The organism is Massilia solisilvae, from assembly GCF_024753215.1.
Classification (GTDB): domain Bacteria; phylum Pseudomonadota; class Gammaproteobacteria; order Burkholderiales; family Burkholderiaceae_D; genus Telluria; species Telluria solisilvae.
Genome location: NZ_JANUGV010000002.1, coordinates 980,558 through 1,002,211 on the forward strand (window position 1 = coordinate 980,558; position 21,654 = coordinate 1,002,211).

A 21,654-nucleotide genomic window follows, 5' to 3' on the forward strand; every position below is an offset into this window, starting at 1 on the left:
TAAATCGTTAAACAATGGAGTAATCGATGGCCCAGAAAGCACCCGCCAAAGCCGCGGCTAAGAAAAACGCGGCAAAAGTTGCGTCGGCGGAAGAGGCGCTTGCAACCGCGCCGGCCAAACGCGCAAGCAAGGCAGCACCCGCCGCAGGCGCAAAACGCGCCGCAGGCAGCACCACCAGCACAGTCAACAGCACGGCCGGCGCCAAGAAAGGCGCCGCCGCCAAGCCGGCAAAGCGAGCAGCCCAGGTGTCGGGCAAGTCCGCCATCAAGGCTGCCGCGGCAAAGCCGGCAGCCAAATCCGGCGCGGTAAAACCGGCAGCCAAGGCCGGCGCCGTCAAACCGGCTGCCAAGGCAGGCGTGGCCAAGCCGGCCGTCAAGTCCGGCGCAGCCACACCGGCCGTTAAGCCTGGCGCCGCAAAACGGGTCGCCAAGCCTGCGGTGGCGGCCAAGCTGGCGAAACCCGCCGCGAAACCCGCGGCAAAACCGGCAGCAAAATCGTCGTCGAAACCGGCAGCCAAACAGCCGGCAGCGGGCGCGATCAAGCCCGCCGCAAAAGGCGCGCGCGCGCCGGGCCGGGCGTCCGCCGCCAAGTCCGCCGGCGTTGCCGCCGCGCGTCCGCTGGTGCGCCGGACAGCCGGCGACGGCGAAGCGGGCGCCAAAGAAAAGCAGCGCCTGGTACGCGACAGCTTCACCATGCCCGAGCGTGAATACGCGGTGCTCGCCCAGGTCAAGCAGGCGTGCCTGAAGGCCGGCTTCGAAATCAAGAAGAGTGAGCTGCTGCGGATCGGCGTTGCCCTCATCAGCCAGATCGACCTGGCGACGCTGCAAAGCGTGCTCTCGAGCCTGCCGCAACTCAAGACCGGGCGCCCGCGCAACCAGTGAGCTGCATCGGTCGCGCAACCGGTACGGTGGGCGGGTTTCCCGTCCACGCGTCCAGATAACGCCTGATTGGGCTGAACGCGTGGGCAGGAGAACCTCGGGGCGCGGCAGCTTGTTGCGTCAATCAATGCATCGACGCGTTGGTCAGCTCCTTCAGCTCGCGAATCGGGATGTTCGACTTCTCGTGCATGCGCAGCAGGATCGTCGCGCCCACGTTCAGCTTGCGGTGGCGGATCTTGCTGATGATCGGCGGTTGCACTTCCAGCACGCGGCACAGTTCCGCGTCGTTCTTCAGGTTCATGCGCTCGATCAGCGTGTCGAGCAGCTTGTTTGGCACAAAGCTCGACGGCTCCAGTGCCCGCGCACGTTGCATGGCCTCGAGCATTTCCTGTTTTCTTTGCCGTACGCTCATGTACTTCTCCATCGTCTGTTGAACTTTGGTTAAGGACAGATCGTCAGTTCTGGAATGCCGGGCTGGCTCGGTGTTGTTTTATTGTTATCTTATGTGGTGATAGTACTACGAGAACGCCGATCTCGACGCACTGTTCGTGAACAGTTCGGCAGCCGAGCTGGCTAACTCGTAGTTTCTTTCAGCCCGGAACGGGTGAGCACGAGAATGCGGTCGGCCATGGCTGCCGCCGCGTGGGAGTGGGTGACCATGATCGCCCCGGCGCCGCTGGCGCGGGTCTCGGCGCGTAGCAGCTGCAGGATGCCGTCGGCGGTCTCGGGGTCGAGGTTGCCGGTTGGTTCATCGGCCAGCAGCAGGGCGGGGCGGTGCACCAGCGCACGGGCGATCGCCACCCGCTGCAGTTCGCCGCCGGACAACTGGCGCGGGAAATCGTTGTCGCGCCCGCCGAGCCCGACCGCCGCCAGCATGCTGGACGCGCGCGCGGGCGGTTCTCCGTTGAGCAGCAGCGGCAGGGCAACGTTCTGCAGCAGCGTCAGGTGCGGCAGCACGTGGAATGCCTGGAAGATGAAGCCCATGCGCGAACGGCGCAGCCGGGTTGCCGCGTCATCGTCCAGCGCCGACATCGGCTGGCCGTCCACCAGCACCTGACCACTGTCCGGCGCATCCAGTCCCGCGATAATATTGAGCAGGGTTGATTTGCCCACGCCCGATTCGCCCATGATGGCGACGAATTCGCCGGCCTCGAAGCGGTGCGACAGACCCGACAGTACCTGCCTGCCGCCGTAGGATTTGCCCAGGTTGACCAGTTCGAGCATCGTCAGCGTCCGCGCGGTCCGGTGGCAAAAAAACCGGGACGGGCGGCGGGCGGGCAGCAGCGAAAAGCGGGCATCGGGCGGTTACTCTCCTGGCCAGGTTGGTCCGGCGTCGCGCACGGTTGGCGTCAAGGCGGCGCGCGAATGCAAGGGATTCCGCTATGATGGCCAACACAGCAACATTCCCTAGCCATTCCGCATCGTGCGGCATGGCGGCACGAATGATAAACCTTATGCTGACGTCATGCACGACCGAAACGCGACAAGCCAGCCCCAGCGCCCATGATCCGGCCGAGCTTTCCGCTGGGCTCCTCGCGCGCGAGGCATCGATTTCCCCCAAGTTCCTGTACGACGCCCTCGGTTCCCGGCTGTTCGAGGCGATCTGCGAGCTGCCCGAGTACTACCCGACGCGCACCGAGGCCGCGATCTTCGAGCGTCACGGCGCCGACATCGCGCGTGCCGCAGGCGCCGGCGTCACGCTGATCGACCTGGGCGCGGGCAATTGCGCCAAGGCGGCCGCACTGTTTCCGCTACTGCGGCCGCGCCAGTATGTGGCGGTGGACATTTCCACTGAGTTCGTCAGCGATGCGCTCGATCGCCTGCGCCTGCGTCATCCGGGCCTGGACATGCAGGCTTGCGGGCTCGATTTTTCGCAGCGCTTCGACCTGCCGCCCGGCGTGCGTGACGAACGCCGGCTGTTCTTCTACCCCGGCTCGTCGATCGGCAACTTCAGCCCGGACGAGGCGGTTGCCTTCCTGCGCCGCCTGCGCGGGCAGTGCGGCGACGACGGCGGCCTGCTCATCGGCATCGACCTGGACAAGGACAAGGCGGTGCTGGATGCCGCGTACGACGACGAGCTGGGCGTGACCGCCGCGTTCAACCGCAACGTGCTGCGCCACGCCAACCGCCTGGCGGGCGCCGACTTCGACATCCGGCGCTGGCGCCACCACGGTTTCTTCAATCCCGACGAAGGCCGGGTCGAGATGCACCTGGAGGCTGAGCGCGACCAGATCGTGCGCTGGCGCGGCGGCGCGCGCGAGTTCGTCCGCGGCGAGCGCATCCACACCGAGAACAGCTACAAATACCGCCCGGCCGACGCCATCGACCTGCTCGAACGCGGCGGCTTCGAGGCGGCGCGCATCTGGACCGACCTGCGGCGCTGGTTCGCCGTGATCCACGCGCAGGCGATGCACTGACATGGACAACGAACTGCTGCGTCACTATGAGTCGGTGCGCCAGCGCTCGCTGCGGCTGGCCGAGCCGCTCAGTGCCGAAGACTGCTGCGCTCAGTCGATGCCCGACGCGAGCCCGGTCAAGTGGCACCTGGCGCACACCACCTGGTTCTTCGAAACCTTTGTGCTCGAGCCGCACGAGCCCGGCTTTGCACCGTTCGACCCGTCGTTCCGTTACCTGTTCAACTCGTACTACAACGGCATCGGAGCACGCCACCCCCGGCCGCAGCGCGGGCTGCTGACACGGCCGCCGCTGGCGCAGGTGCTGGCCTGGCGCGGCCAGGTGGACGAGCGCATCGCAGCGCTGGCTGCAAGCACCGGCGATGCGCTGCACGATCTGCTCACGCTCGGGCTGCACCACGAACAGCAGCACCAGGAGCTGATGCTCACCGACGTCAAGCACCTGCTGGCGCAACATCCCGCGGCGCCGGCCTACCTTGGCAGAGGCCTGCCGGCGGCGCCGCCGTCCGCCCCTCTCGGCTGGCAGCGCTTTGACGGCGGCCTGGTCGAGGTTGGCTACGAGGGCATCGGCTTTTGCTTCGATAACGAACTGCCGCGCCACCGCGCCTGGGTCGAGCCCTTCGAGCTTGCCACCCGGCTGGTCTCCAATGCCGAGTATGCGCGCTTCGTGGAGCAGGGCGGCTACCGCGATCCGGCGCTGTGGCTGTCCGACGGCTGGGACCGCGTGGCGGCCGGCGAACTGGCGCACCCGCTCTACTGGCAGCGCGACGGCAACGGCGGCTGGCGCGAATTCACGCTACAAGGGCTGGCTCCGCTCGACCCGCACCGCCCGGTCACGCACCTGTCGCTGTACGAGGCCGACGCCTACGCGCGCTGGTGCGGCGCGCGCCTGCCGACCGAGGCCGAGTGGGAACTTGCGGCGCGCGGCCAGGCCGTCGAAGAGGGCTCCTTGCATCCGTCGTCGGCGCCGCGCTTCGGGCTGTCCCAGCTGTTTGGCGCCTGCTGGCAATGGACCAGCAGCAGCTATGCGCCCTATCCGGGCTACCGGCCGCGGGACGGCGCGCTGGGCGAATACAACGGCAAGTTCATGGTCAACCAGTATGTGCTGCGCGGCTCATCGTGCGCCACGCCGGCCGGCCATGCGCGCGCCAGCTACCGCAACTTTTTTCCCGCCGGTGCGCGCTGGCAGTTCACCGGCATCCGACTGGCCAGATGAACCGCATGCGCGGGCGCAGGACGCGATTGCTGAACCGGCGCGCCAACGCCTACATCCTGGCGCACCCGCTCGACTTCACGCTGCAGGTGCTCAAGTGCTTCAAGGCCAACCAGGGCCTGCTGCTGGCCGGCGCGGTCGCCTACTACGCACTGCTGTCGATCGTGCCGTTCCTGATGCTGGTGGTGGTGGTGCTGTCGCACTTCATCGAACAAGGTGAGCTGCTCGAAACGCTGCGCCGCTACCTCGAACTGGTGGTGCCGAGCCAGTCGCGCCCCATCGTGGCCGAGGTCGCCCATTTCCTCGACAACCGCGACCTGATCACCTGGGTGCTGGGCGGCACCATGCTGTTCTTCAGCTCGCTGGCGTTCACGGTGCTGGAAAACGCGATGAGCGTGATCTTCGTGCACCGGGTCGCGATCCGGCGCCGTCACTTCCTGGTGTCGGCGGTGCTGCCGTACTGCTACGTGCTGGCGCTTGGCGCCGGCGTCATGATCGTCACCCTGGTGGCCGGCGCACTGCAGGTGATGGGGCAGGAAAGCGTGAGCCTGTTCGGGCACACCTGGTCGCTGCACGGCATTTCCGGCGCGCTGCTCTACCTGCTGGGCCTGGCCGGCGAAATCCTCGTGCTCACCTCGATCTACCTGGTGATGCCGGTCGGCCGGCTGGTGCCGTCGCACGCGCTGGTCGGCGGTGTGACGGCGGCGCTGCTGTGGGAGATCGCGCGCCACGTGCTGGTCTGGTACTTCACCACACTGTCGCAGGTGAACCTGGTGTACGGCTCGATGGCCACCGCGATCGTGGTCATGTTCAGCCTGGAGATCGGCGCCACGCTGCTGCTGTTCGGCGCCCAGGTGATCGCCGAGTACGAACGGGTCGGCCGCGCCTACGCCGACCGCAACCCGCGCCCGCTCACCACCCGGCCCTGAGCGCGGCGCCAGGCGGGCCGTTCCATTCGCCCCGGATAAACACGTGGCGAGCCCGCCACAGCTCCCCAAGCCTTTGACTCTCGTCAAATTCCCGTCATTGCCAAATGGCAGAGTTGATTCTCTGGATCAATAGCTTCAGGCGAAGAACTATCGGAGGGGAATCATGGCTGACCTTGAGCTTGGCAGCATCCTGTACGTGCTGGCCGCCCTGCTGGCTGCGGCGCTGGTGCTGGTTGCGGTGCGCCGCATGCGCCGCATGCAACGGCGGCGCCGCCGCACCGCGGTTCAGGACGCCGGCCTGAAGCTCGCCTTCGACGCCTGCGCGCCCGAAGGCGGCGATCCCTCGCTCGAACCGTTCCGGCTTGGCAGGCTGCGCGGCGAAACGCTGGATGGCCCTGACCTGACCCGGCACCAGTGATGCGCGAACCGCCGCCAAAACGTCAGAGCAGCACCGCGCGGCCGCGCCCGGCCGACTTGGCGGTGTAGAGGGCGTGGTCGGCGCGCTCGATCACCTGGCCGATCGGTTCGCCGTCGCGCACGCGGGTCAGGCCCGCTGAAAAGCGCAGGCGCAGTTGCGGCACGCTGCTTGATACGGCGGTGTCGGCCAGCGCCGCGCGCAGCCGCTCGATGCCAACGGTCGGCTCGCCCGGCCCGTTCTCCGGCAGGATCAACAGGAATTCCTCGCCGCCCCAGCGCCCGATCGCGTCGGTCGTGCGCAGCACCGCTTGCGCCTGCTGGGCAAAGCCGCGCAGGGCCTCGTCGCCCACGCAATGACCGTAACTGTCGTTGATCGCCTTGAAGTGGTCCAGGTCGATGAGGCCAACGTAGAAGCGCTGTCCGCCGCGCGTGCGGCGCTGCGCGTGCTCGTTCAGCAAATCGAGCATGTGGCGGCGGTTGGGCAGCCCGGTCAGCTCGTCATGCGTGGCCAGCTCGCGGATCTGGGCCAGCGCATCCTCCAGCGCCAGGCGCTGCGACTTGAGCCTGGCGCGCAGGCTGACCAGGTGGTTCGACAGCTGCGCGATGGCGGCCAGGACGGTGGCCGTCATCACGAAGTTGAAGCATTCGAGCAGCGGCGGGTAGTGGGCCGGATCGGTGCGGCTGCGCCACAGCATCACGGCGCCGATCGCGACCAGCGTGTAGATGCAGGCCGCGCGCACGGCGGCCGCGCGCATGGTGAACATCCCGAAGGTCATCACCAGCACCAGCAGGGGCAAGGTGGCCGTATGCACAGGCCCCAGCGCGGCGTAGCCGGCCGCCACCAGCGATTGTGCGGCGATGATCTGCGGGTAGGCCAGCGTGGGGTCGGCAAAGCGCTGGTTGACGCCGCTGCGGATGATGACGAAGAAGGTTGCCATCGTGGCCGCCGCCAGCACGGCCACAACGGCGACATCGCGCCCGGGGAACACGTCGAGCACGGCCCCGGCGATGCACAGGGCAATGCCGATTGCGGTGACCAGTGAGGCGAGCAGCAGCACCGTCAGGCAGCGGCGCTGGCGCGGGTCGCTGGTCAGCAGCAGGTCGGCCAGCCGCGAGTGCGGCGCGGGAGCGCTGACGGGAGTCGACGACAGGGCGGCCAGTTTGGTAGGCATCGGCTGTTCTCGCAAGGGCGCCGCGCGGCGGCGAAATGCAAAGGATTATACAGCCGACAACTTTCTGGAGTTATCTTTTATTAAAGCTAGTTGCAGAAAAAACACTTGCTGGTACCGGTCGGGCCAATGACGTGCCTGCTTTCAGCCAGCGCCTTGGGTATCATGTGGCGCGGGCTGCGCGGGCGGCCTTTTCAGATGGGAAGGACGAACAGGTGGCACACCAGCGCATTCTTGAGGTCTCCACGCCGGGGCGCGGCACCCGCGACATCACCGAGGCCGTCGGCAAGGTCGTCGCGGAATCCGGGGTCCAGTGCGGGCTGGCGCACGTGTTCGTGCAGCACACCAGCTGCTCGCTGACGATTACCGAGAATGCCGACCCCGACGTGCGGCGCGACCTGGAAACGATCATGGCCCGGCTGGCGCCGGACGGCGATCCCGACTACCGGCACGACACCGAAGGCCCGGACGACATGGCAGCCCATGCGCGCAGCGTGCTGACCGATGCCGGGTTGACGGTGCCGGTGGGCGGGGGGCGCCTGCTGCTCGGGACATGGCAGGGCATTTACCTGTGGGAGCACCGCACGTCGGCGCACCGGCGCCGGGTGGTGGTGACGGTGCTGGGCGGCTGAGGTTCAGTCTGGCGCGAACACCTCAACGTTCCTGCCTCGGATCACGCTTTCGATCTCATGCGGTGAGCGTTGTCGGAGTTGGAAAAAAAGGTGCTCGATCCCCCGGTCATCGACGCTTGCCGTCAGCTTCATGCCGTCCCCTTCGTACACTTCCATTCCGAGGGTGGAAGGCTGCTCTTGAAGATGCATGGCTTCAACGAGCGACTTCAATACTTCTGGCGCCACTCGATTTTCGGAAGAGAATTCCCAGCCGCATGCGCCCAGCCGCATTGACGTTTGCGATGGGAGTACGAAAACCGCCTGGTACTGGCTAGTCATACCTGTTTCCTTCGCTGTCATCCGCCTGGACCGGGATATTCTCGAGGCCGGCTCGGGCGGCGGCGAGGGCGCGGTGATCGCCGTCCGAAATGACAATCCGGCCATCCTTCAACCGCACCGCGCTGACCGGTCGGTTCTGGTCATAGCCGCGCTTCCTCATATCCGCCTCAAGCCTTTTTGACAAGAGATCCGTTCATTTGTTGCCTCGCCTGTTGGAAGACCAGCTTCTTCGGATTGACTTGAAGGATCTCGTTTGTCACCTCGGCCTCGTCGGTTTGCCATCGCATGAATGAGTGTAATGGCCACCGGACGGTTCGAGTTTAAGCTGCCAAAGTTACCTGCGGCGCGCCGCCCTCCATCCGCCCGATGACCGCTGCGCTCTCGAAGCCTTCACGTTTGAACAAGGCCAGCACCTCGTCCACGCTGCCCGGATCGCACGATACCAGCAGGCCGCCCGAGGTCTGCGGATCGGTCAGCAGTGCGCGCTGGGCGCCCGTGATCGCCGGCGCGAGCTGCACGTCGTGCCCGTACGCGTCCCAGTTGCGGCCGGACGCGCCGGTAAAGAAGCCGTCGTGCGCCAGTTGCTCGACGCCCGGCAGCAGCGGGATCGCCTTCATGTCCAGATGCGCGGCCAGCTTGGCGCCGCGCGCCAGTTCCAGCAGGTGGCCCAGGAGGCCAAAGCCGGTGACGTCGGTCAGCGCATGCACGCCGGCCATCTCGGACAGCAGCTTGCCTGGCTTGTTCAGCTTGGTGGTGTTGGCGATCATCGCGGCATAGCCTTCTTCGCCCAGCGCGTTCTTCTTGAGCGCGGCCGACAGCACGCCCACGCCGAGCGGCTTGCCCAGCACCAGCACGTCGCCGGCGCGCGCGTCGGCGTTGCGCTTGACCTTGGACGGGTGCACCAACCCCATCACCACCAGGCCGTAGATGGGCTCCACCGAGTCGATCGTGTGGCCGCCGGCGATCGGGATGCCCGCTTCGGCGCAGACGGACTCACCGCCACGGATGATCTGGCCGATGGTCTCCAGCGGCAGCTTGTTGATCGGCATGCCCACCAGGGCGAGCGCCATGATCGGCGTACCGCCCATCGCGTACACGTCCGAGATCGCGTTGGTCGCGGCGATGCGGCCGAAGTCGAACGGGTCGTCCACGATCGGCATGAAAAAGTCGGTGGTGGCGATCAGCGCCTGCTCGTCGTTGAGCTTGTACACCGCGGCGTCGTCCGAGGTCTCGATGCCGACCATGAGCTGCGGCGGCACCGGAAAGCCGCTCGACTTCTTCAGGATTTCGGACAGCACGCCGGGCGCGATCTTGCAGCCGCAGCCGCCGCCGTGCGAGAACGAGGTCAGTTTGATGGGTTGTTCAGTGCTCATGGTTCGCTTCCGTGTTGTCGGTTGGTTCGTGTTCGGGACAAACCGTGATTATCGCGCAAGTCGGTTCCGCTTGTGCCGCTGAACAAAAAACGGCTCCCGAAGGAGCCGTTGTCCGTATCACGTCAGGCGTGATCAGTAGTCGCCGAAATTGCGGCGCGCGCTGTCGGTCGAGCGCGGGTGGGAACCCTTGTAGCCACCGCCGGAGCGGTTGTTGTAGCCCTCGCCGGAACGCTGCGGACGATCGCCCGAGCGGTGGCCTTCGTTCGAACGGCGGCCGTCGTTGGCACGGTAGCCTTCGTTCGGGCGGTTGAGGCCTTCATTCGGACGGCCGTGGCCTTCGCCCTCGCGGCGCGGGGCGCCGGGGCCGAAGCTGCGCTGGCCCGGCTTTTTGCCATAGCGGCCTTCGCCCGGCTTCCAGCCCGGACGCGCAGCCGAACGGGGCGCCGGCGCGCGCTTCGGTTCCAGGCCTTCGACCACGTTCACCGGGATCGGCTGCTTGGTGAAGCGCTCGATGCGGCGCACGTGCATGCTCTCGGCGTGGTTCACCAGCGAGATCGCCAGGCCGTTGCGGCCGGCACGGCCGGTGCGGCCGATGCGGTGCACGTAGTCCTCGGGGAACTTCGGCAGGTCGTAATTGACCACGTGGGTGATGTTCGGCACGTCGATGCCGCGTGCGGCCACGTCGGTTGCCACCAGCACCTTGACCTGGCCGCGGCGCAGGCCGTTCAGGGTGCGGTTGCGCGCGCCCTGGTGCATGTCGCCGTGCAGGGCAGCGGCGGCAAAGCCGGCGATGTTCAGGCGGTCGGCGATCATGTCGGCGTCGCGCTTGGTCGCGGTGAACACCACGGCCTGATCGAGCGCGTCGTCGCGCAGCACGTGGTCGAGCAGGCGGTTCTTGTGCGACAGGTCGTCCACAAAGTGCACGCGCTGCTCGATGTTCTCGTGGCGCTTGGTGGCGCTGGCGATCTGGATCACCAGCGGGTCCTTGGTGATGCGGCGCGCCATGTTGCCCACCACGCCGTCGAGCGTCGCGGAGAACAGCATGGTCTGACGGCTTTCAGGCGTGGCGGCGACGATCTTTTCGATGTCCTCGATGAAGCCCATGTCCAGCATGCGGTCCGCTTCGTCGAGCACCAGCATCTCCAGCTGGGAGAAGTCGATCTTGCCCGACTCCATGTGATCGATCAGGCGGCCCGGCGTTGCCACCAGGATTTCCGGATTCTTGGCCAGCAGTTGCATCTGCTTGGGGTAGGGCATGCCGCCCAGGATCGACACCGCGCGGACGCGGCGGATGTGCGCACCGTATTTTTCGGTGGCGGTGGTGACCTGCAGCGCCAGTTCGCGGGTCGGGGTCAGCACCAGCATCTTGGGCTGGGCCGGGCGGAAGCGCACGCGCTCGCCGCGCGAGCGGGCCGACTGCGCTTCCTGCGCAGGGGTGCGGCCCATCGGGGCCTGTTCCGCGCTGGCCAGTTTGTGCAGGGCCGGCAGCATGAACGCCGCGGTCTTGCCCGAGCCGGTCTGCGACGACACCAGCAGGTCGCGCCCGCCAATGCCGGCCGGGACGGCCTGTTCCTGGACCGGGGTCGGCTGGGTGTAGCCGGCGTCGGTGACGGCTTTGACGATAGAAGGGTGTAAGCCTAGTGCTTCAAAATTCATTGTCTACTTTACTCGTTTCTTTCAAGTGGGCGCCCGGGCCATCAAGGACGAGCGCGAAAATAGCAACGCGAACCAACCAACAACGAAATGACTTAAAAGATGAAAAAGAAATTTCGGCACAAAAGCTTTGCGCCGGGACGGTGCCAGGTTGCGGCACACAGGGCGGAGGGCTTTTCGGGAGGGTATCTCGTGGATACCTTGGGCTTGCGAAGCTGCTAGTGATGCTGCTTGCGAACTACTTGCCGCGATGGGAGCGGCGGTGATTTTTGCAGCGCACAAGACGAACTATACCGCAGTTTGGGCCCGCATGTATAGTCCGCCCTGTTTTTTTCTGCGGCCCGGCCGCTGCCGCGTCAGCGCTTGTGGGTGTGTCCGTTGCGCGGCTTGAAGCGCGACGTGCCGCTGTACTTGTTGCTGGTGCGATTGCGGTGGTCGGCCTCGAACGACACGACGGCGTTGTCCATCACGCTTTCGGCAATGTCGCCGGTGCTGGCCGAGGTCCTGGGCACCAGGATCGTGGAACCGGTCTTCAGGCGGCTCTGCGCCGGAATGTTGTTGGCCTGGCGGATCACTTCAGGCGTGGTGTGGAATTTGGACGCCAGCGTGGCGATGCTCTCCTTGGCGCCGGTGATCTTGTGCGTGGTCCAGGTGGACAGCGCGCGGCCCCATTGCGACAGGTTGATGTGGAACTTCTCCGCGTTTTCCTTCGGCAGCAGGATCTTGGTCTCTTCGCCGGTGATCACCGGCTTCTTGAACTGCGGGTTGAGCGCCTTGAATTCGTCCACCGACATTTCGGCCAGCTGCGCGGCGATCGCCACGTCGATGTCGCTGGTCTTGTCCACCTGGGTGAAGTAGGGCGAGTTCTCGATGTTCGGCAGGCTGACGCCGTACTGGCCCGGGTTGGCGATGATGTTCTTGACCGCCTGCAGCTTGGGCACGTAGTTGCGCGTCTCGGCCGGCATCAGGTCGGACAGGCTGTCGAAATCGGTGGGCTTGCCCAGCGCCTGGTTGCGCTTGATGGCACGCTGGACATTGCCTTCACCCCAGTTGTAGGCGGCCAGCGCAAGCTGCCAGTCGCCGAACATGGTGTACAGCCGCTGCAGGTAGGTGAGCGCGGCATCGGTCGAGGCCAGCACGCCGCGGCGCTCGTCCTTGAACATGTTCTGCTTGAGGTTGAAGTCCTTGCCCGTGCCCGGCACGAACTGCCACAGGCCGGATGCGTTGGCGGTGGACAGCGCCTGCGGGTTGAACGCCGACTCGATCACCGGCAGCAGGGCCAGCTCGGTCGGCATGCCGCGCTTTTCGAGCTCGGACACCACGTGGTACAGGTACAGCGACGCGCGGCCGGCGGTGCGCGCCAGGTAATCCGGCCGGCTCACATACCACTGCGTGTTGCGCGCGACCAGCGCATTGTCCAGGTCGGGAATGGCATAGCCGCTGCGAATGCGGCCCCACAGGTCCGGGTCCTTGTAGTCGTCCAGCCGGGATGCGCCCGACTGCGCCTGGGCGCTGCGGATGCTGGCCACCGGCGCGCCAGTGCTGGCGTTGTCGGCGGCGTGGCTGAGGGCAGGGGCGAGCAGGAAAGCCAAAGCGGCCACTGCGCGGGAAATGCGGGTCGTTTCGTGCATAGCTATCCAGTGTTGCGTCCGGGAACTACTTGGCCGGGGAGTTTGGGAGTGTAAGGATGAGGCCCCAAGCCAGTCAAGAAATATGTCGAGCTCGTTACAAATTTTTCTGTTTTAAATCTATTGTTAAGTGCTTGATTCTTTGCGGCAATCTTTGTAATGGCACTAACGGAACAACAACTTTTTTGCCTTGAAGAACGATCCGAAATGTGAAATGCGGCCGATGGCGGCATTGACCGCCGGTTACTTTCGAGGCAGCGCATCGCGCCGCGACGGAGTATATTTGCTTGCAGCACTGTAATTCCAACGTGACACTGTTCAAGTATGAAAAACTCTGTGATCCTCGCCGTCTCCGGCAGCCTGCGGGCCGCCTCCTACAACACGGCAGCCCTGCGGGCAGCCCAACAGGTGGCCCCGCCGTGGGCGGAGGTGCGCCTGTTCGACGGCATTGGCGCGCTGCCGCTGTTCAACCCTGACCTCGACAACGCGGCGCCGGAGCCGGTGACTGCATGGCGCACCGCGCTGGCCGAAGCGGACGCGGTGCTGATCGCCAGCCCCGAGTACGCGCACGGGGTGACGGGTGTGTTAAAGAACGCGCTCGACTGGGTGGTGAGCATGCAGCACCTGCCGGGCAAGCGCGTTGCGCTGCTCAACACCTCGCCGCGCGCCTACCATGCGCAGGAGTCGCTGCGCGAGATCTTGCGCACGATGTGCCTGCGGCTGGTGCCCGAAGCCTCGATCGACCTGCCGCTGCAGGGCAGCCGGATGGGGGTGAACGGCATCCTGGCGCGGCCCGACATGGTGCAGGCCCTGCGCGGCGCGGTCGAGGTGCTGGCGGCACCGTAGCAATGCTCGCGGCTGTCTAAAAGGTACAGTCTGCCATCGCCGGAACTATGAGCGCACGCAAAGAGTGCGTACAATCCCGGCTTTGCGCGGAGCGCATTTTTTAGAAGGCATCACATGAGCACTACCGACCTGAACGATGATGCGGTCATCGAATCGACCCGCCGCTGGCTGGAACGCGCGGTGATCGGCCTGAACCTTTGCCCGTTTGCCAAGTCGGTGTATGTGAAGGAACAGGTGCGCTACGTGGTGTCGCACGCCACCACGCCCGAGGCGCTGCTGGAACAGCTGATGGACGAGCTGCAGCTGCTGTCCGACACCAGCGCGGAAAAGATCGACACCACGCTGCTGATCCACCCGGGCGTGCTGACCGAATTCCTCGATTTCAACGACTTCCTCGACGTCGCCGACGCCGCCCTCGAAGACATGGAGCTCGAGGGCGAGTTGCAGGTGGCCAGCTTCCACCCCGAGTTCCAGTTCGCGGACACGGACCAGAACGACATCTCGAATTACACCAACCGCGCGCCGTACCCGATCCTGCACCTGCTGCGCGAAGACAGCATCGCGCGCGCGGTCGAGGCCTTCCCCGACGCGGCCGATATCTTCGAGAAGAACATCGAGACCATGGAAAAGCTCGGCCACGAGGGCTGGGACAAGCTCGATGTCGGACCTGCCCGCTGACAAGCTGCCGCCACGGCCGGACACCCCGTGCGTGGCGGTTTGCTCGACCACGTTCGACGAGGTGTGCCGCGGCTGCGGGCGCACCGTGGTCGAGGTCGCGCACTGGGTGTCGATGAGCGCCGAACAGAAAGAACTGGTGTGGCAGCGCATCCTGGCGCAGGGCTACCCGCGCCGGAACGGCTGACCCTAAGTGGGTGGGAGTTCGGCTGGGCACTGCCCAGCCTCACCCTGCCCACGCGTTCAGGCATGCCTCAGAAACTCCCGATGAAATCGCGCTTGCCGATTTCGACCCCGCTGTGGCGCAGGATTGCGTACGCGGTCGTCAGGTGAAAATAGAAGTTGGGCAGCGCGTAATGCAGCAGGTAAGGCTGGCCCTTGAACTCGCGGGGGTTGCCCGCCACCGTCAGCACGATGTCGCGCGCCTCGCTGGCGGCGATCGCCTCGCGCGGCAAGCCTTCGATGAAAGCCAGCGTCTTCCCGATCCGCTGCCGCAGCTCGCCAAAGCTCTGTTCCGTATCCTCGTAGCGCGGCACCTCGACACCCGCCAGGCGCGCACACGCCCCCTTGGCGAAGTCAGCCGCGATCTGCACCTGGCGCGTCAGCGGGAACATATCCGGGTACAGCCGCGCCTGCAGCAGCGCCGCCGGCTCGATCTTGCGCGCGCTGGCGTGTGCCTCGGCCTTGTCCAGAATGGCGGACAGGCTGCCCAGCATCTGGCGGAACACGGGCACCGAAGCGTCGTACATTGAAACGGTCATGTTGGTCTCCTTCAGAAATGACGCAATGATAACAACTCCCTTCAATCTGCGTAGTGAATTGCACATTTTGCACTTTTAGTTTCTCTGTTCCAATTTTCGTGACGAGGAGCAAGGTTTAGGCGCATAATGTTGACGTGCAATATTGCTCGCTTGGCAGCTGGTTTTTTAACATTTCGGATCCTTTCATGCCGAAGACCGATTTCTTCCGATTCCCTCTTTACCTGGGCAAGATCTACGGGAAGTCGATCTATGGCGCACTGCTGTTGGTCGTGCTGGGGGGATTGGCGATTCCGGCCGGCGTGGGCAGTTATTTCCTGATCGGCGTGCAGGAGCAGCGCGCCGCCGAGACGGCGCTGAACGAGTCGCTGCAGCGCAACGCCGACATCCTGGCGCTGGGCGTGCAGGAATCGCTCTGGAACATGAACGCCGAAGCGGCGCGCCAGCTTGCCGAGTCGGTGATGCGCGACCCTTCGGTCGTGCATGTGGTGGTGCGCGGCGCGTCCGACCCCGGCTTTGTCGACCTGCGCTCGACCCGCGTCCCGGCCGGCCAACTGCGGCGCACGCAGCGCCACGTGTTCATGCACGGCCAGCCGATCGGCAGCATCACGGTCGAGATGGACGACCTGCGCAGCCAGCACGACCTGCACACCCGGCAGGTGAACCGGGCGCTGGTGCTGGTCGGGCAGCTGGCCGGCTCGGTCCTGCTCATCGCGCTGTTCCTTAAATATCGCTTGCTGCAGCCGCTGCGCGCGCTGACCGGTTTTTCCGACCGCCTGTCGCGCGGCGACTTCGAAACCCCGCTGACGCTGGCCGCCAGCGACGAGCTGGGGCTGCTCGGCAGCCAGATGGACAGCATGCGCATCGCGATCCGCAACCTGTTCCTCGACATCGGCCGGCGCGAGGAGCGCTTTCGCTCGATCGTGGCCCAGGTGCCCGGCGTGGTGTTCCGCGCCCGTTTCGGCGGTGCGATCGAATTCGTCAGCGATGCGGCCGAGGAAATCACCGGGCATCCGGCCAAGCGCTTCATCGGCGCGCCGGCCGAACACTGGTCCGACCTCATCTGCCCGGAAGACCGGCGCATGCAGCGGCGCGTGGTCAAGGAGGCGGTGGAGGCTGGCCGGCCCTACGAGGTCGAGTACCGCATCATCGACGCCTGGGGCATCGAGCGCTGGGTGCTGGAAAGCGGCCAGCCGGTGGACGAGCCGGGCGTGTCCGCCTGCCGTATCGACGGCATCATCTACGACATCAGCGAACGCAAGCACAACGAGATGCAGATCGAGGAGCTGCTGACCGAGCAGGGCGTCATCCTCGACAACGTGATGTTCGGCGTGATGTTCGTGCGCGAGCGGCGCGTCATCTCGGCCAACCGCCATTGCGAGGAGCTGTTCGGCTACACCAATGGCCAGCTGGTCGGCGCCTCGACCGAACTGCTGTTCCCCAGCCCGCACGACTACGAACGCGCCGGCGAGAGCCACTACCCGGTCCTGGCGGAGGGCGGCAAGGTCGAGGAAGAGCGCCAGTTCCGGCGCCGCGACGGCAGCCTGATCTGGTGCCTGGTGAGCGGGCGCGCGCTCGACCCGCTGCGGCCGCACGAAGGCAGCCTCTGGGTGTATGCCGACATCACGGCACGCAAGCTGGCCGACGAGAACCTGCGCCTGTGGGCGACCGCGCTCGAGCACATTGCCGACGGCGTGATGGTGATCGACCTGAACGGCAAGATCATCGCCACCAATCCCGCGTTCACCCAGATTACCGGCTACACCGAGGCTGAAGCGCTGGGCCAGCAGTCGAGCCTGACGAGCTCCAAGCGCCACGACGAGCGTTTCTACGACGCGCTGTGGCGCGACCTGGCCGAATCCGGCTTCTGGCGCGGCGAGATCTGGAACGCCCGCAAGAACGGCGAGGTGTACCTGGAGTGGCTGACGGTATCGGCGGTGCGCGACGATTCGGGCGCGGTGACCCATTATGTGGCGGTGTTCAGCGACATCACGCGCGCCAAGGAGGCGCAGACCAAGCTCGACCACCTGGCGCACCACGACCCGCTGACTGCGCTGCCGAACCGGCTGCTGTTCCACGACCGCCTGCAGCACGCGCTGCAGCAGGCCGCGCGCAACAAGACCGAGCTGGCGGTGCTGTTCATCGACCTGGACCGCTTCAAGAACGTGAACGACACGCTGGGCCACCACATCGGCGACGAGCTGCTCAAGCAGGTGGCGCGCGCGCTGTCGAGCAACCTGCGCGAGGGCGACACGCTGGCGCGCCTGGGCGGCGACGAGTTCATCGTCCTGCTCGAAAATATCGACGGCCAGTTCGGCGCCGGCCATGTGGCGGGCAAGCTGGTGTCGATGTTCGAGCAACCGTTCACGGTGTCCGACTACGAGCTGTTCGTCACCTGCAGCGTGGGCGTGAGCATGTACCCGCAAGACGCGCAGGACCTGAACATGCTGATCCGGAATGCGGACGTGGCGATGTACCAGGCCAAGGCACGCGGGCGCAACAACTTCCAGTTCTACGCGCCGTCCATGACCGGCGAAGGCCTGGAACGCCTGCGCATCGAGACCATGCTGCGCCGCTCGATCGAAAAGGGCGAGATCTTCCTGCACTACCAGCCGCAGGTGGAGATCGATTCCGGCCGCCTGATCGGGGTCGAGGCGCTGGTGCGCTGGCAGAACCCGGAGCTGGGCCTGGTGCCGCCGGCGCGCTTCATCCCGCTGGCCGAGGACACCGGCTTCATCAGCCAGCTTGGCGAATGGGTGCTGGAGCAGGCGTGCACGCAGATGGTGCGCTGGCAGGAAGCGGGTTTCGTGGTGCCCAAGCTGGCGGTCAACCTGTCGGTGCGCCAGTTCGAGCGCGGCAGCATCGCCGCCATGGTGGCCGGCGTGCTGCACGAGTCAGGGCTGGAGCCGGCGCGCCTGCAGCTGGAAGTGACGGAGTCGGTGATCATGAACACCGGCGACGCGCTCCAGTTCATCAACGACCTGCACGAGGTCGGCGTGGGCCTGGCGATCGACGACTTTGGCACAGGTTACTCTTCGCTGGCATACTTGAAGCAATTGCCGGTGCAGACGCTGAAGATCGACCGCAGCTTTATCAAGGACATTTCAACCGACGCCAACGACGAGGCGATCGCGGTCGCGATCATCCAGCTCGGCAAGAGCCTGAATCTGTCGGTCATCGCGGAAGGCGTCGAGACCGCCGAACAGGCAGCGTTCCTGCTGCGCCACGGCTGCAACCGCGCACAGGGCTACTACTACAGCAAGCCGGCGAGCGCACAGGAGCTGCTGGCACGATGGGGACGACGGGATGAGCGAAACCTTATTGCAGCGGCCACAGGCTGACCGGGCCGTGCCGAAGAGCCGCGGCCGCAGGCGCTTCCTGCTGGCCGGGCTGGCGGCCGGCGGTGCGCTGGTGGTCGGCTGGGGCCTGGCCCCGCCGCGCCAGCGTTTGCATTCCTCGGCGCCGCTGCCGGTCTCGAACGGGACGGTTGCCCTCAACGGCTGGGTCGCGATCGCGCCCGACGGCACCGTCTCCGTCGTCGTTCCCCGCAGCGAAATGGGGCAGGGCGTGCATACCGCGCTGCCGATGCTGGTGGCCGAGGAGCTGGACGTCCCCTTGTCCGCCGTGCGCGTGATGCAGGCGCCGATCGACAAGATCTACGCCAACCTGGCGGTCATGGAAGACAACCTGCCGTTCCACCCCGACGACAAAGGCTCGGCCAAACAGGGCGCGCAGTGGCTGCTGGCCAAGGTCGGGCGCGAGCTGGGCATCATGTTCACCGGCGGTTCGACCAGCGTACGCGACGCCTGGGGCCCGATGCGCGAAGCCGGCGCGGTGGCGCGCGCGATGCTGGTCAAGGCCGCGCTCGCACAGTGGAAGGCCGCGCCGGACGACTGCCGCACGCAGGACGGATTCGTGATCCACAAGGACGGCCGGCGCCTGGCTTACGGGCCGCTGGCTGCGCGGGCGGCCGACGCTGGCGCCGGCATCGGGCCTGGCGACGTGCGCCTGAAGGAGCCCAGGGATTTCCGCATCATCGGCAAGCCAGTGCCGCGCCGCGATTCGTCCGCCAAGGTCAATGGCACGGCGGTGTTCGGCATCGACGTGCGTCCGCCGGGCATGGTCTATGCGGCGGTGAAGATGGCGCCGGTGTTCGGGGCCACGGTGGCGTCGTTCGACGCGACCAAGGTGGCGTCGCTGCCGGGCGTGCTCAAAGTCCTCGACATTTCGGGCGCGCTGCTGCCGATGATGGGAGCGGGGGCCGGGGTGGCGGTGATCGCGCAGCACTGGTGGCAGGCCAAACAGGCTGCGGCCGCCTTGCCGGTGAACTGGAACGAGGGCGCGGCGGCCAGGCTTTCCAATGACGCGATCTTCGCCGGATTTACCCATGCGCTCGATACCGGATCGGGCTTCACCTATCACGAAAGCGGCACGCAGGACGTGGCCGGCGCCGCCAAGACCGTCACGGCGGAGTATCGCGCGCCCTTCCTGGCCCACGCGACCATGGAGCCGGTCAACTGCACCGCGCAGGTCGCCGATGGCAAAGTCCGGCTGTGGGCCTCGACCCAGGTGCCGAGCGTGGCGGTGCAGGCCGCGGCGCGTGTCGCGGGCGTGAGCCGGGACGACGTGGCGATCGAGGTGCCCCTGCTTGGCGGCGGCTTTGGCCGCAGGCTGGAAGTGGACATGGTGGCGCAGGCGGTCGCGCTCGCGATGGCATCCGGCGGCAAGCCAGTGCAGCTGATCTGGACGCGCGAAGACGATGTCACGCACGACGTCTATCGCCCGGCGGCGCTGGCGCGCTTTTCCGCAAAGCTGGACGCTGCCGGCAATGTGCTGGCCTGGCAGAGCACATCGGCCAGCGCCGCGATCGGCCACCAGTACTACCCGCGCAACCTGGGCCTGCCCGGAGTGGGGCCGGACAAGACCACGGCCGAGGGCGAGTACGACATGCAGTACGAGATCGTCAACCAGCACATTGCGCACGTGATCGTGGACAGCGCGGTGCCGGTCGGGTACTGGCGTTCGGTGGGCCACTCGCACAATGCGTTCTTCAAGGAGAGCTTCATCGACGAGGTGGCGCACGCGGCCGGCAAGGACCCGGTGGCGCTGCGGCGCGCGCTGCTTGCGCGGCATCCGCGCCACCTGGCGGTGCTGGATGCGGCTGTCGCCCGCGCCGGCAAGCCGGCCGAGGGCAGGGCGCACGGCGTGGCGCTGCACCAGTCCTTCGGCAGTATCGTGGCGCAGGTGGCCGAGGTGTCGGTAGAGGGCAAGGACATCCGCGTGCACAAGGTCGTGTGCGCGGTCGATTGCGGCATGGTGGTCAACCCGAATATCGTCGCGCAGCAGATGGAGTCGGCCGTGGTGTTCGGCCTGTCGGCGGCGCTGATGGGCGAGATAACGGTCAAGGACGGGGGCGTGGCGCAGTCCAACTTCGGCGACTACCCGGTGCTGCGCATCGACCAGGCGCCCGAGGTCCAGACCATCATCATGCCAAGCGCGGAGCTGCCGCAAGGCGCGGGTGAGCCGGGCGTGCCGCCGATTGCGCCCGCGGTTGCCGCAGCCGTGTTCAAGCTGACGGGCCAGCGCCTGCGCAGCCTGCCGCTGCGGCTCGCCTGATGCAGCACGCATCCTCGCTACGCCGCAATTTCGGCATCGACTGCCTGCGCGGGCTGGCCATCCTGCTCGTGATCGTGCACCACCTGGCGCTGCCGTTCCGGGTTCCGCTGGGTCCGAGCCTGCTCGGCGAGTGGCTGCCCAAGCGGCTGATCAACGCGATCAGCTTCAATGGCTACGAGGCGGTGTTCATCTTCTTCGTCATCTCCGGCTTCCTGATCACGACCCGGATCATCGAGCACGACGGCGACCTCAAGCGCGTGAACCTGGGCCGCTTCTACCGGGCGCGCGCCCGGCGCATCCTGCCGCTGCTCGGCGTGACGCTGGTGATCCTGGGTGCGCTGGCATGGCTTGACGTGCCCGGGTTCGCGCCAGAGAGCGGACGGCAAAGCGTGGGCGGCCTGCTCGGGTCCGCGCTCACGTTCACCTTCAACTGGTACGAAGGCCGCACCGGCTGGGCGCCGGCGGGCTGGGACGTGCTGTGGTCGCTCTCGATCGAAGAGGTCTTCTATCTCGGTTTTCCCTTGCTGTGCCTGTGGCTGCCGCGCCGGGTGCTGGTGGCCGCGCTGCTGGTGTGGGCCGCTAGCCTGGTTCCGCTGCGCTCACTCGTGCCGGTGAGCGACGAGGTGTGGTGGGAAAAGGCCTATTTGCCCGGCATGGCCGCCATCGCATGGGGCGTGCTGACCGCGCTGCTGGCCCAGCGCTGGCGCCCGGGCTCGCGCGATGCCCGTGCGCTGGCGATCTTCGGCGGATTTTGCATCCTGCTTGCCATCGGCTGGGGCGAACTGGTGCACCGCCACCTGTTCAAGTCCGGCATGTACCTGCTCTGCCTTGGCGCCGGCGCGGCGCTGATCGCGGCGCACAGCCAGCCGCCGTCACAGTGGCGGGGTTTGCGGTGGCTGGCGCGGATGGGGGAGTTGAGCTACGAGCTCTATTTGTCGCACATGTTTGTCGTGCTTGGCGCCGTGGCCCTGTACCGCGCACTTGCGGGCGCCTCGCAAACATGGACGTTCGTGATCTACCTTCCCGTGCTCGTCGCTTGCTACTGGCTGGCCATCTCGATCGAGCGGCTGCTCGCGCGCCCGTCATCGCGGGCGGCGCCGAACGTCATCTTGCGGCGGAGCGCCTGAGCACGCAC

General features: G+C 66.4%; 20 protein-coding genes. 12 read left to right on the top strand and 8 right to left on the bottom strand.

The features are described 5' to 3' along the window. Positions 1-26 precede the first annotated feature (26 nt). Entirely contained in the window at positions 27-881 is an 855-nt protein-coding gene (locus tag NX773_RS12675) for a hypothetical protein (RefSeq protein WP_258856664.1), read from the top strand. Between the two features lie 121 nt (positions 882-1,002). Here the strand turns inward: NX773_RS12675 and NX773_RS12680 are convergent, their stop codons facing one another. Together NX773_RS12680 and NX773_RS12685 are read right to left on the bottom strand one after the other, a co-directional pair. Then, positions 1,003-1,290, bottom strand: a complete 288-nt coding sequence (locus NX773_RS12680; RefSeq protein ID WP_258821944.1) for a hypothetical protein — start codon at positions 1,288-1,290, stop codon at positions 1,003-1,005. 161 nt (positions 1,291-1,451) lie between these two features. Next, positions 1,452-2,102, bottom strand: a complete 651-nt coding sequence (locus NX773_RS12685) for an ABC transporter ATP-binding protein (RefSeq protein WP_258856665.1) — start codon at positions 2,100-2,102, stop codon at positions 1,452-1,454. A gap of 230 nt (positions 2,103-2,332) precedes the next feature. On the opposite strand from NX773_RS12685, the gene egtD reads away from it, so the two are divergent. The 4 genes from egtD to NX773_RS12705 all read left to right on the top strand — a co-directional run bounded on the left by egtD (position 2,333) and on the right by NX773_RS12705 (position 5,852). Next, a complete protein-coding gene (gene egtD, locus NX773_RS12690) occupies positions 2,333-3,295 on the top strand; it encodes an L-histidine N(alpha)-methyltransferase (protein WP_258856666.1) in 963 nt (320 codons plus the stop codon). Between the two features lies 1 nt (position 3,296). After that, positions 3,297-4,508, top strand: a complete 1,212-nt coding sequence (egtB, locus tag NX773_RS12695) for an ergothioneine biosynthesis protein EgtB (RefSeq protein WP_258856667.1) — start codon at positions 3,297-3,299, stop codon at positions 4,506-4,508. Beyond that, the gene (locus NX773_RS12700; protein WP_258856668.1) at positions 4,505-5,434 is read left to right on the top strand and encodes a YihY/virulence factor BrkB family protein; all 930 of its coding nucleotides are present in this window, start codon (positions 4,505-4,507) and stop codon (positions 5,432-5,434) included. Before egtB ends, NX773_RS12700 begins: the two co-directional genes overlap by 4 nt. Positions 5,435-5,597: 163 nt before the next feature. Continuing rightward, the gene (locus NX773_RS12705) at positions 5,598-5,852 is read left to right on the top strand and encodes a hypothetical protein (RefSeq protein ID WP_258856669.1); all 255 of its coding nucleotides are present in this window, start codon (positions 5,598-5,600) and stop codon (positions 5,850-5,852) included. Between the two features lie 22 nt (positions 5,853-5,874). Here the strand turns inward: NX773_RS12705 and NX773_RS12710 are convergent, their stop codons facing one another. Further along, complete coding sequence (locus NX773_RS12710; protein WP_258856670.1) at positions 5,875-7,023, bottom strand: GGDEF domain-containing protein; 1,149 nt, start codon at positions 7,021-7,023, stop codon at positions 5,875-5,877. A gap of 212 nt (positions 7,024-7,235) precedes the next feature. Here NX773_RS12710 and NX773_RS12715 point away from each other — a divergent pair, with 212 nt between their 5' ends. Beyond that, positions 7,236-7,652: a secondary thiamine-phosphate synthase enzyme YjbQ gene (locus tag NX773_RS12715; RefSeq protein ID WP_258856671.1), complete on the top strand. Its 417-nt coding sequence runs from the start codon at positions 7,236-7,238 to the stop codon at positions 7,650-7,652. Between the two features lie 3 nt (positions 7,653-7,655). Here NX773_RS12715 and NX773_RS12720 read toward each other — a convergent pair whose 3' ends face one another. The 4 genes from NX773_RS12720 to NX773_RS12735 all read right to left on the bottom strand — a co-directional run bounded on the left by NX773_RS12720 (position 7,656) and on the right by NX773_RS12735 (position 12,627). Next, positions 7,656-7,970, bottom strand: coding sequence for a hypothetical protein (locus tag NX773_RS12720; RefSeq protein ID WP_258856672.1), 315 nt, complete (start codon positions 7,968-7,970; stop codon positions 7,656-7,658). 320 nt (positions 7,971-8,290) lie between these two features. Continuing rightward, positions 8,291-9,343: a selenide, water dikinase SelD gene (gene selD / locus NX773_RS12725; protein WP_258856673.1), complete on the bottom strand. Its 1,053-nt coding sequence runs from the start codon at positions 9,341-9,343 to the stop codon at positions 8,291-8,293. Positions 9,344-9,475: 132 nt separating this feature from the next. Further along, positions 9,476-10,999 (bottom strand): DEAD/DEAH box helicase, encoded by a 1,524-nt coding sequence (locus tag NX773_RS12730; RefSeq protein WP_258856674.1) that lies wholly within the window; start codon positions 10,997-10,999, stop codon positions 9,476-9,478. A 353-nt stretch (positions 11,000-11,352) separates the two neighbouring features. Continuing rightward, positions 11,353-12,627, bottom strand: a complete 1,275-nt coding sequence (locus NX773_RS12735; RefSeq protein WP_258856675.1) for a transglycosylase SLT domain-containing protein — start codon at positions 12,625-12,627, stop codon at positions 11,353-11,355. 321 nt (positions 12,628-12,948) lie between these two features. Between NX773_RS12735 and NX773_RS12740 the strand changes: the two genes are divergently transcribed. The 3 genes from NX773_RS12740 to NX773_RS12750 all read left to right on the top strand — a co-directional run bounded on the left by NX773_RS12740 (position 12,949) and on the right by NX773_RS12750 (position 14,332). Beyond that, positions 12,949-13,470 (top strand): NADPH-dependent FMN reductase, encoded by a 522-nt coding sequence (locus NX773_RS12740; RefSeq protein WP_258856676.1) that lies wholly within the window; start codon positions 12,949-12,951, stop codon positions 13,468-13,470. A gap of 114 nt (positions 13,471-13,584) precedes the next feature. Then, positions 13,585-14,148: a DUF1415 domain-containing protein gene (locus tag NX773_RS12745; RefSeq protein WP_258856677.1), complete on the top strand. Its 564-nt coding sequence runs from the start codon at positions 13,585-13,587 to the stop codon at positions 14,146-14,148. Further along, entirely contained in the window at positions 14,129-14,332 is a 204-nt protein-coding gene (locus tag NX773_RS12750; protein ID WP_258856678.1) for a DUF1289 domain-containing protein, read from the top strand. Before NX773_RS12745 ends, NX773_RS12750 begins: the two co-directional genes overlap by 20 nt. A 67-nt stretch (positions 14,333-14,399) precedes the next feature. On the opposite strand, the gene NX773_RS12755 is transcribed toward NX773_RS12750, so the two are convergent. Continuing rightward, positions 14,400-14,906 (bottom strand): DUF1993 domain-containing protein, encoded by a 507-nt coding sequence (locus NX773_RS12755; protein WP_258856679.1) that lies wholly within the window; start codon positions 14,904-14,906, stop codon positions 14,400-14,402. 185 nt (positions 14,907-15,091) lie between these two features. Between NX773_RS12755 and NX773_RS12760 the strand changes: the two genes are divergently transcribed. Genes NX773_RS12760 through NX773_RS12770 form a run of 3 tightly spaced genes read left to right on the top strand, consistent with a single transcriptional unit; the run spans position 15,092 to position 21,646 of the window. Then, positions 15,092-18,244 (top strand): bifunctional diguanylate cyclase/phosphodiesterase, encoded by a 3,153-nt coding sequence (locus NX773_RS12760; protein WP_258856680.1) that lies wholly within the window; start codon positions 15,092-15,094, stop codon positions 18,242-18,244. Further along, entirely contained in the window at positions 18,210-20,519 is a 2,310-nt protein-coding gene (locus NX773_RS12765) for a xanthine dehydrogenase family protein molybdopterin-binding subunit (RefSeq protein ID WP_258856681.1), read from the top strand. Before NX773_RS12760 ends, NX773_RS12765 begins: the two co-directional genes overlap by 35 nt. Further along, positions 20,519-21,646, top strand: coding sequence for an acyltransferase family protein (locus NX773_RS12770; protein ID WP_258856682.1), 1,128 nt, complete (start codon positions 20,519-20,521; stop codon positions 21,644-21,646). Before NX773_RS12765 ends, NX773_RS12770 begins: the two co-directional genes overlap by 1 nt. The last annotated feature ends 8 nt before the right edge of the window (positions 21,647-21,654 follow it).

Bases quoted from the DNA above. Each gene is read 5' to 3' on its own strand.
- NX773_RS12755 (WP_258856679.1), bottom strand. From the start codon at position 14,906: ATGACCGTTTCAATGTACGACGCTTCGGTGCCCGTGTTCCGCCAGATG.
- NX773_RS12705 (WP_258856669.1), top strand. From the start codon at position 5,598: ATGGCTGACCTTGAGCTTGGCAGCATCCTGTACGTGCTGGCCGCCCTG.
- NX773_RS12680 (WP_258821944.1), bottom strand. From the start codon at position 1,290: ATGAGCGTACGGCAAAGAAAACAGGAAATGCTCGAGGCCATGCAACGT.
- NX773_RS12770 (WP_258856682.1), top strand. From the start codon at position 20,519: ATGCAGCACGCATCCTCGCTACGCCGCAATTTCGGCATCGACTGCCTG.
- egtB (WP_258856667.1), top strand. From the start codon at position 3,297: ATGGACAACGAACTGCTGCGTCACTATGAGTCGGTGCGCCAGCGCTCG.
- NX773_RS12745 (WP_258856677.1), top strand. From the start codon at position 13,585: ATGAGCACTACCGACCTGAACGATGATGCGGTCATCGAATCGACCCGC.
- NX773_RS12740 (WP_258856676.1), top strand. From the start codon at position 12,949: ATGAAAAACTCTGTGATCCTCGCCGTCTCCGGCAGCCTGCGGGCCGCC.
- NX773_RS12675 (WP_258856664.1), top strand. From the start codon at position 27: ATGGCCCAGAAAGCACCCGCCAAAGCCGCGGCTAAGAAAAACGCGGCA.
- NX773_RS12735 (WP_258856675.1), bottom strand. From the start codon at position 12,627: ATGCACGAAACGACCCGCATTTCCCGCGCAGTGGCCGCTTTGGCTTTC.
- selD (WP_258856673.1), bottom strand. From the start codon at position 9,343: ATGAGCACTGAACAACCCATCAAACTGACCTCGTTCTCGCACGGCGGC.
- NX773_RS12750 (WP_258856678.1), top strand. From the start codon at position 14,129: ATGTCGGACCTGCCCGCTGACAAGCTGCCGCCACGGCCGGACACCCCG.
- NX773_RS12760 (WP_258856680.1), top strand. From the start codon at position 15,092: ATGCCGAAGACCGATTTCTTCCGATTCCCTCTTTACCTGGGCAAGATC.
- NX773_RS12765 (WP_258856681.1), top strand. From the start codon at position 18,210: ATGAGCGAAACCTTATTGCAGCGGCCACAGGCTGACCGGGCCGTGCCG.
- NX773_RS12720 (WP_258856672.1), bottom strand. From the start codon at position 7,970: ATGACTAGCCAGTACCAGGCGGTTTTCGTACTCCCATCGCAAACGTCA.
- NX773_RS12685 (WP_258856665.1), bottom strand. From the start codon at position 2,102: ATGCTCGAACTGGTCAACCTGGGCAAATCCTACGGCGGCAGGCAGGTA.
- NX773_RS12700 (WP_258856668.1), top strand. From the start codon at position 4,505: ATGAACCGCATGCGCGGGCGCAGGACGCGATTGCTGAACCGGCGCGCC.
- NX773_RS12710 (WP_258856670.1), bottom strand. From the start codon at position 7,023: ATGCCTACCAAACTGGCCGCCCTGTCGTCGACTCCCGTCAGCGCTCCC.
- egtD (WP_258856666.1), top strand. From the start codon at position 2,333: ATGCTGACGTCATGCACGACCGAAACGCGACAAGCCAGCCCCAGCGCC.
- NX773_RS12730 (WP_258856674.1), bottom strand. From the start codon at position 10,999: ATGAATTTTGAAGCACTAGGCTTACACCCTTCTATCGTCAAAGCCGTC.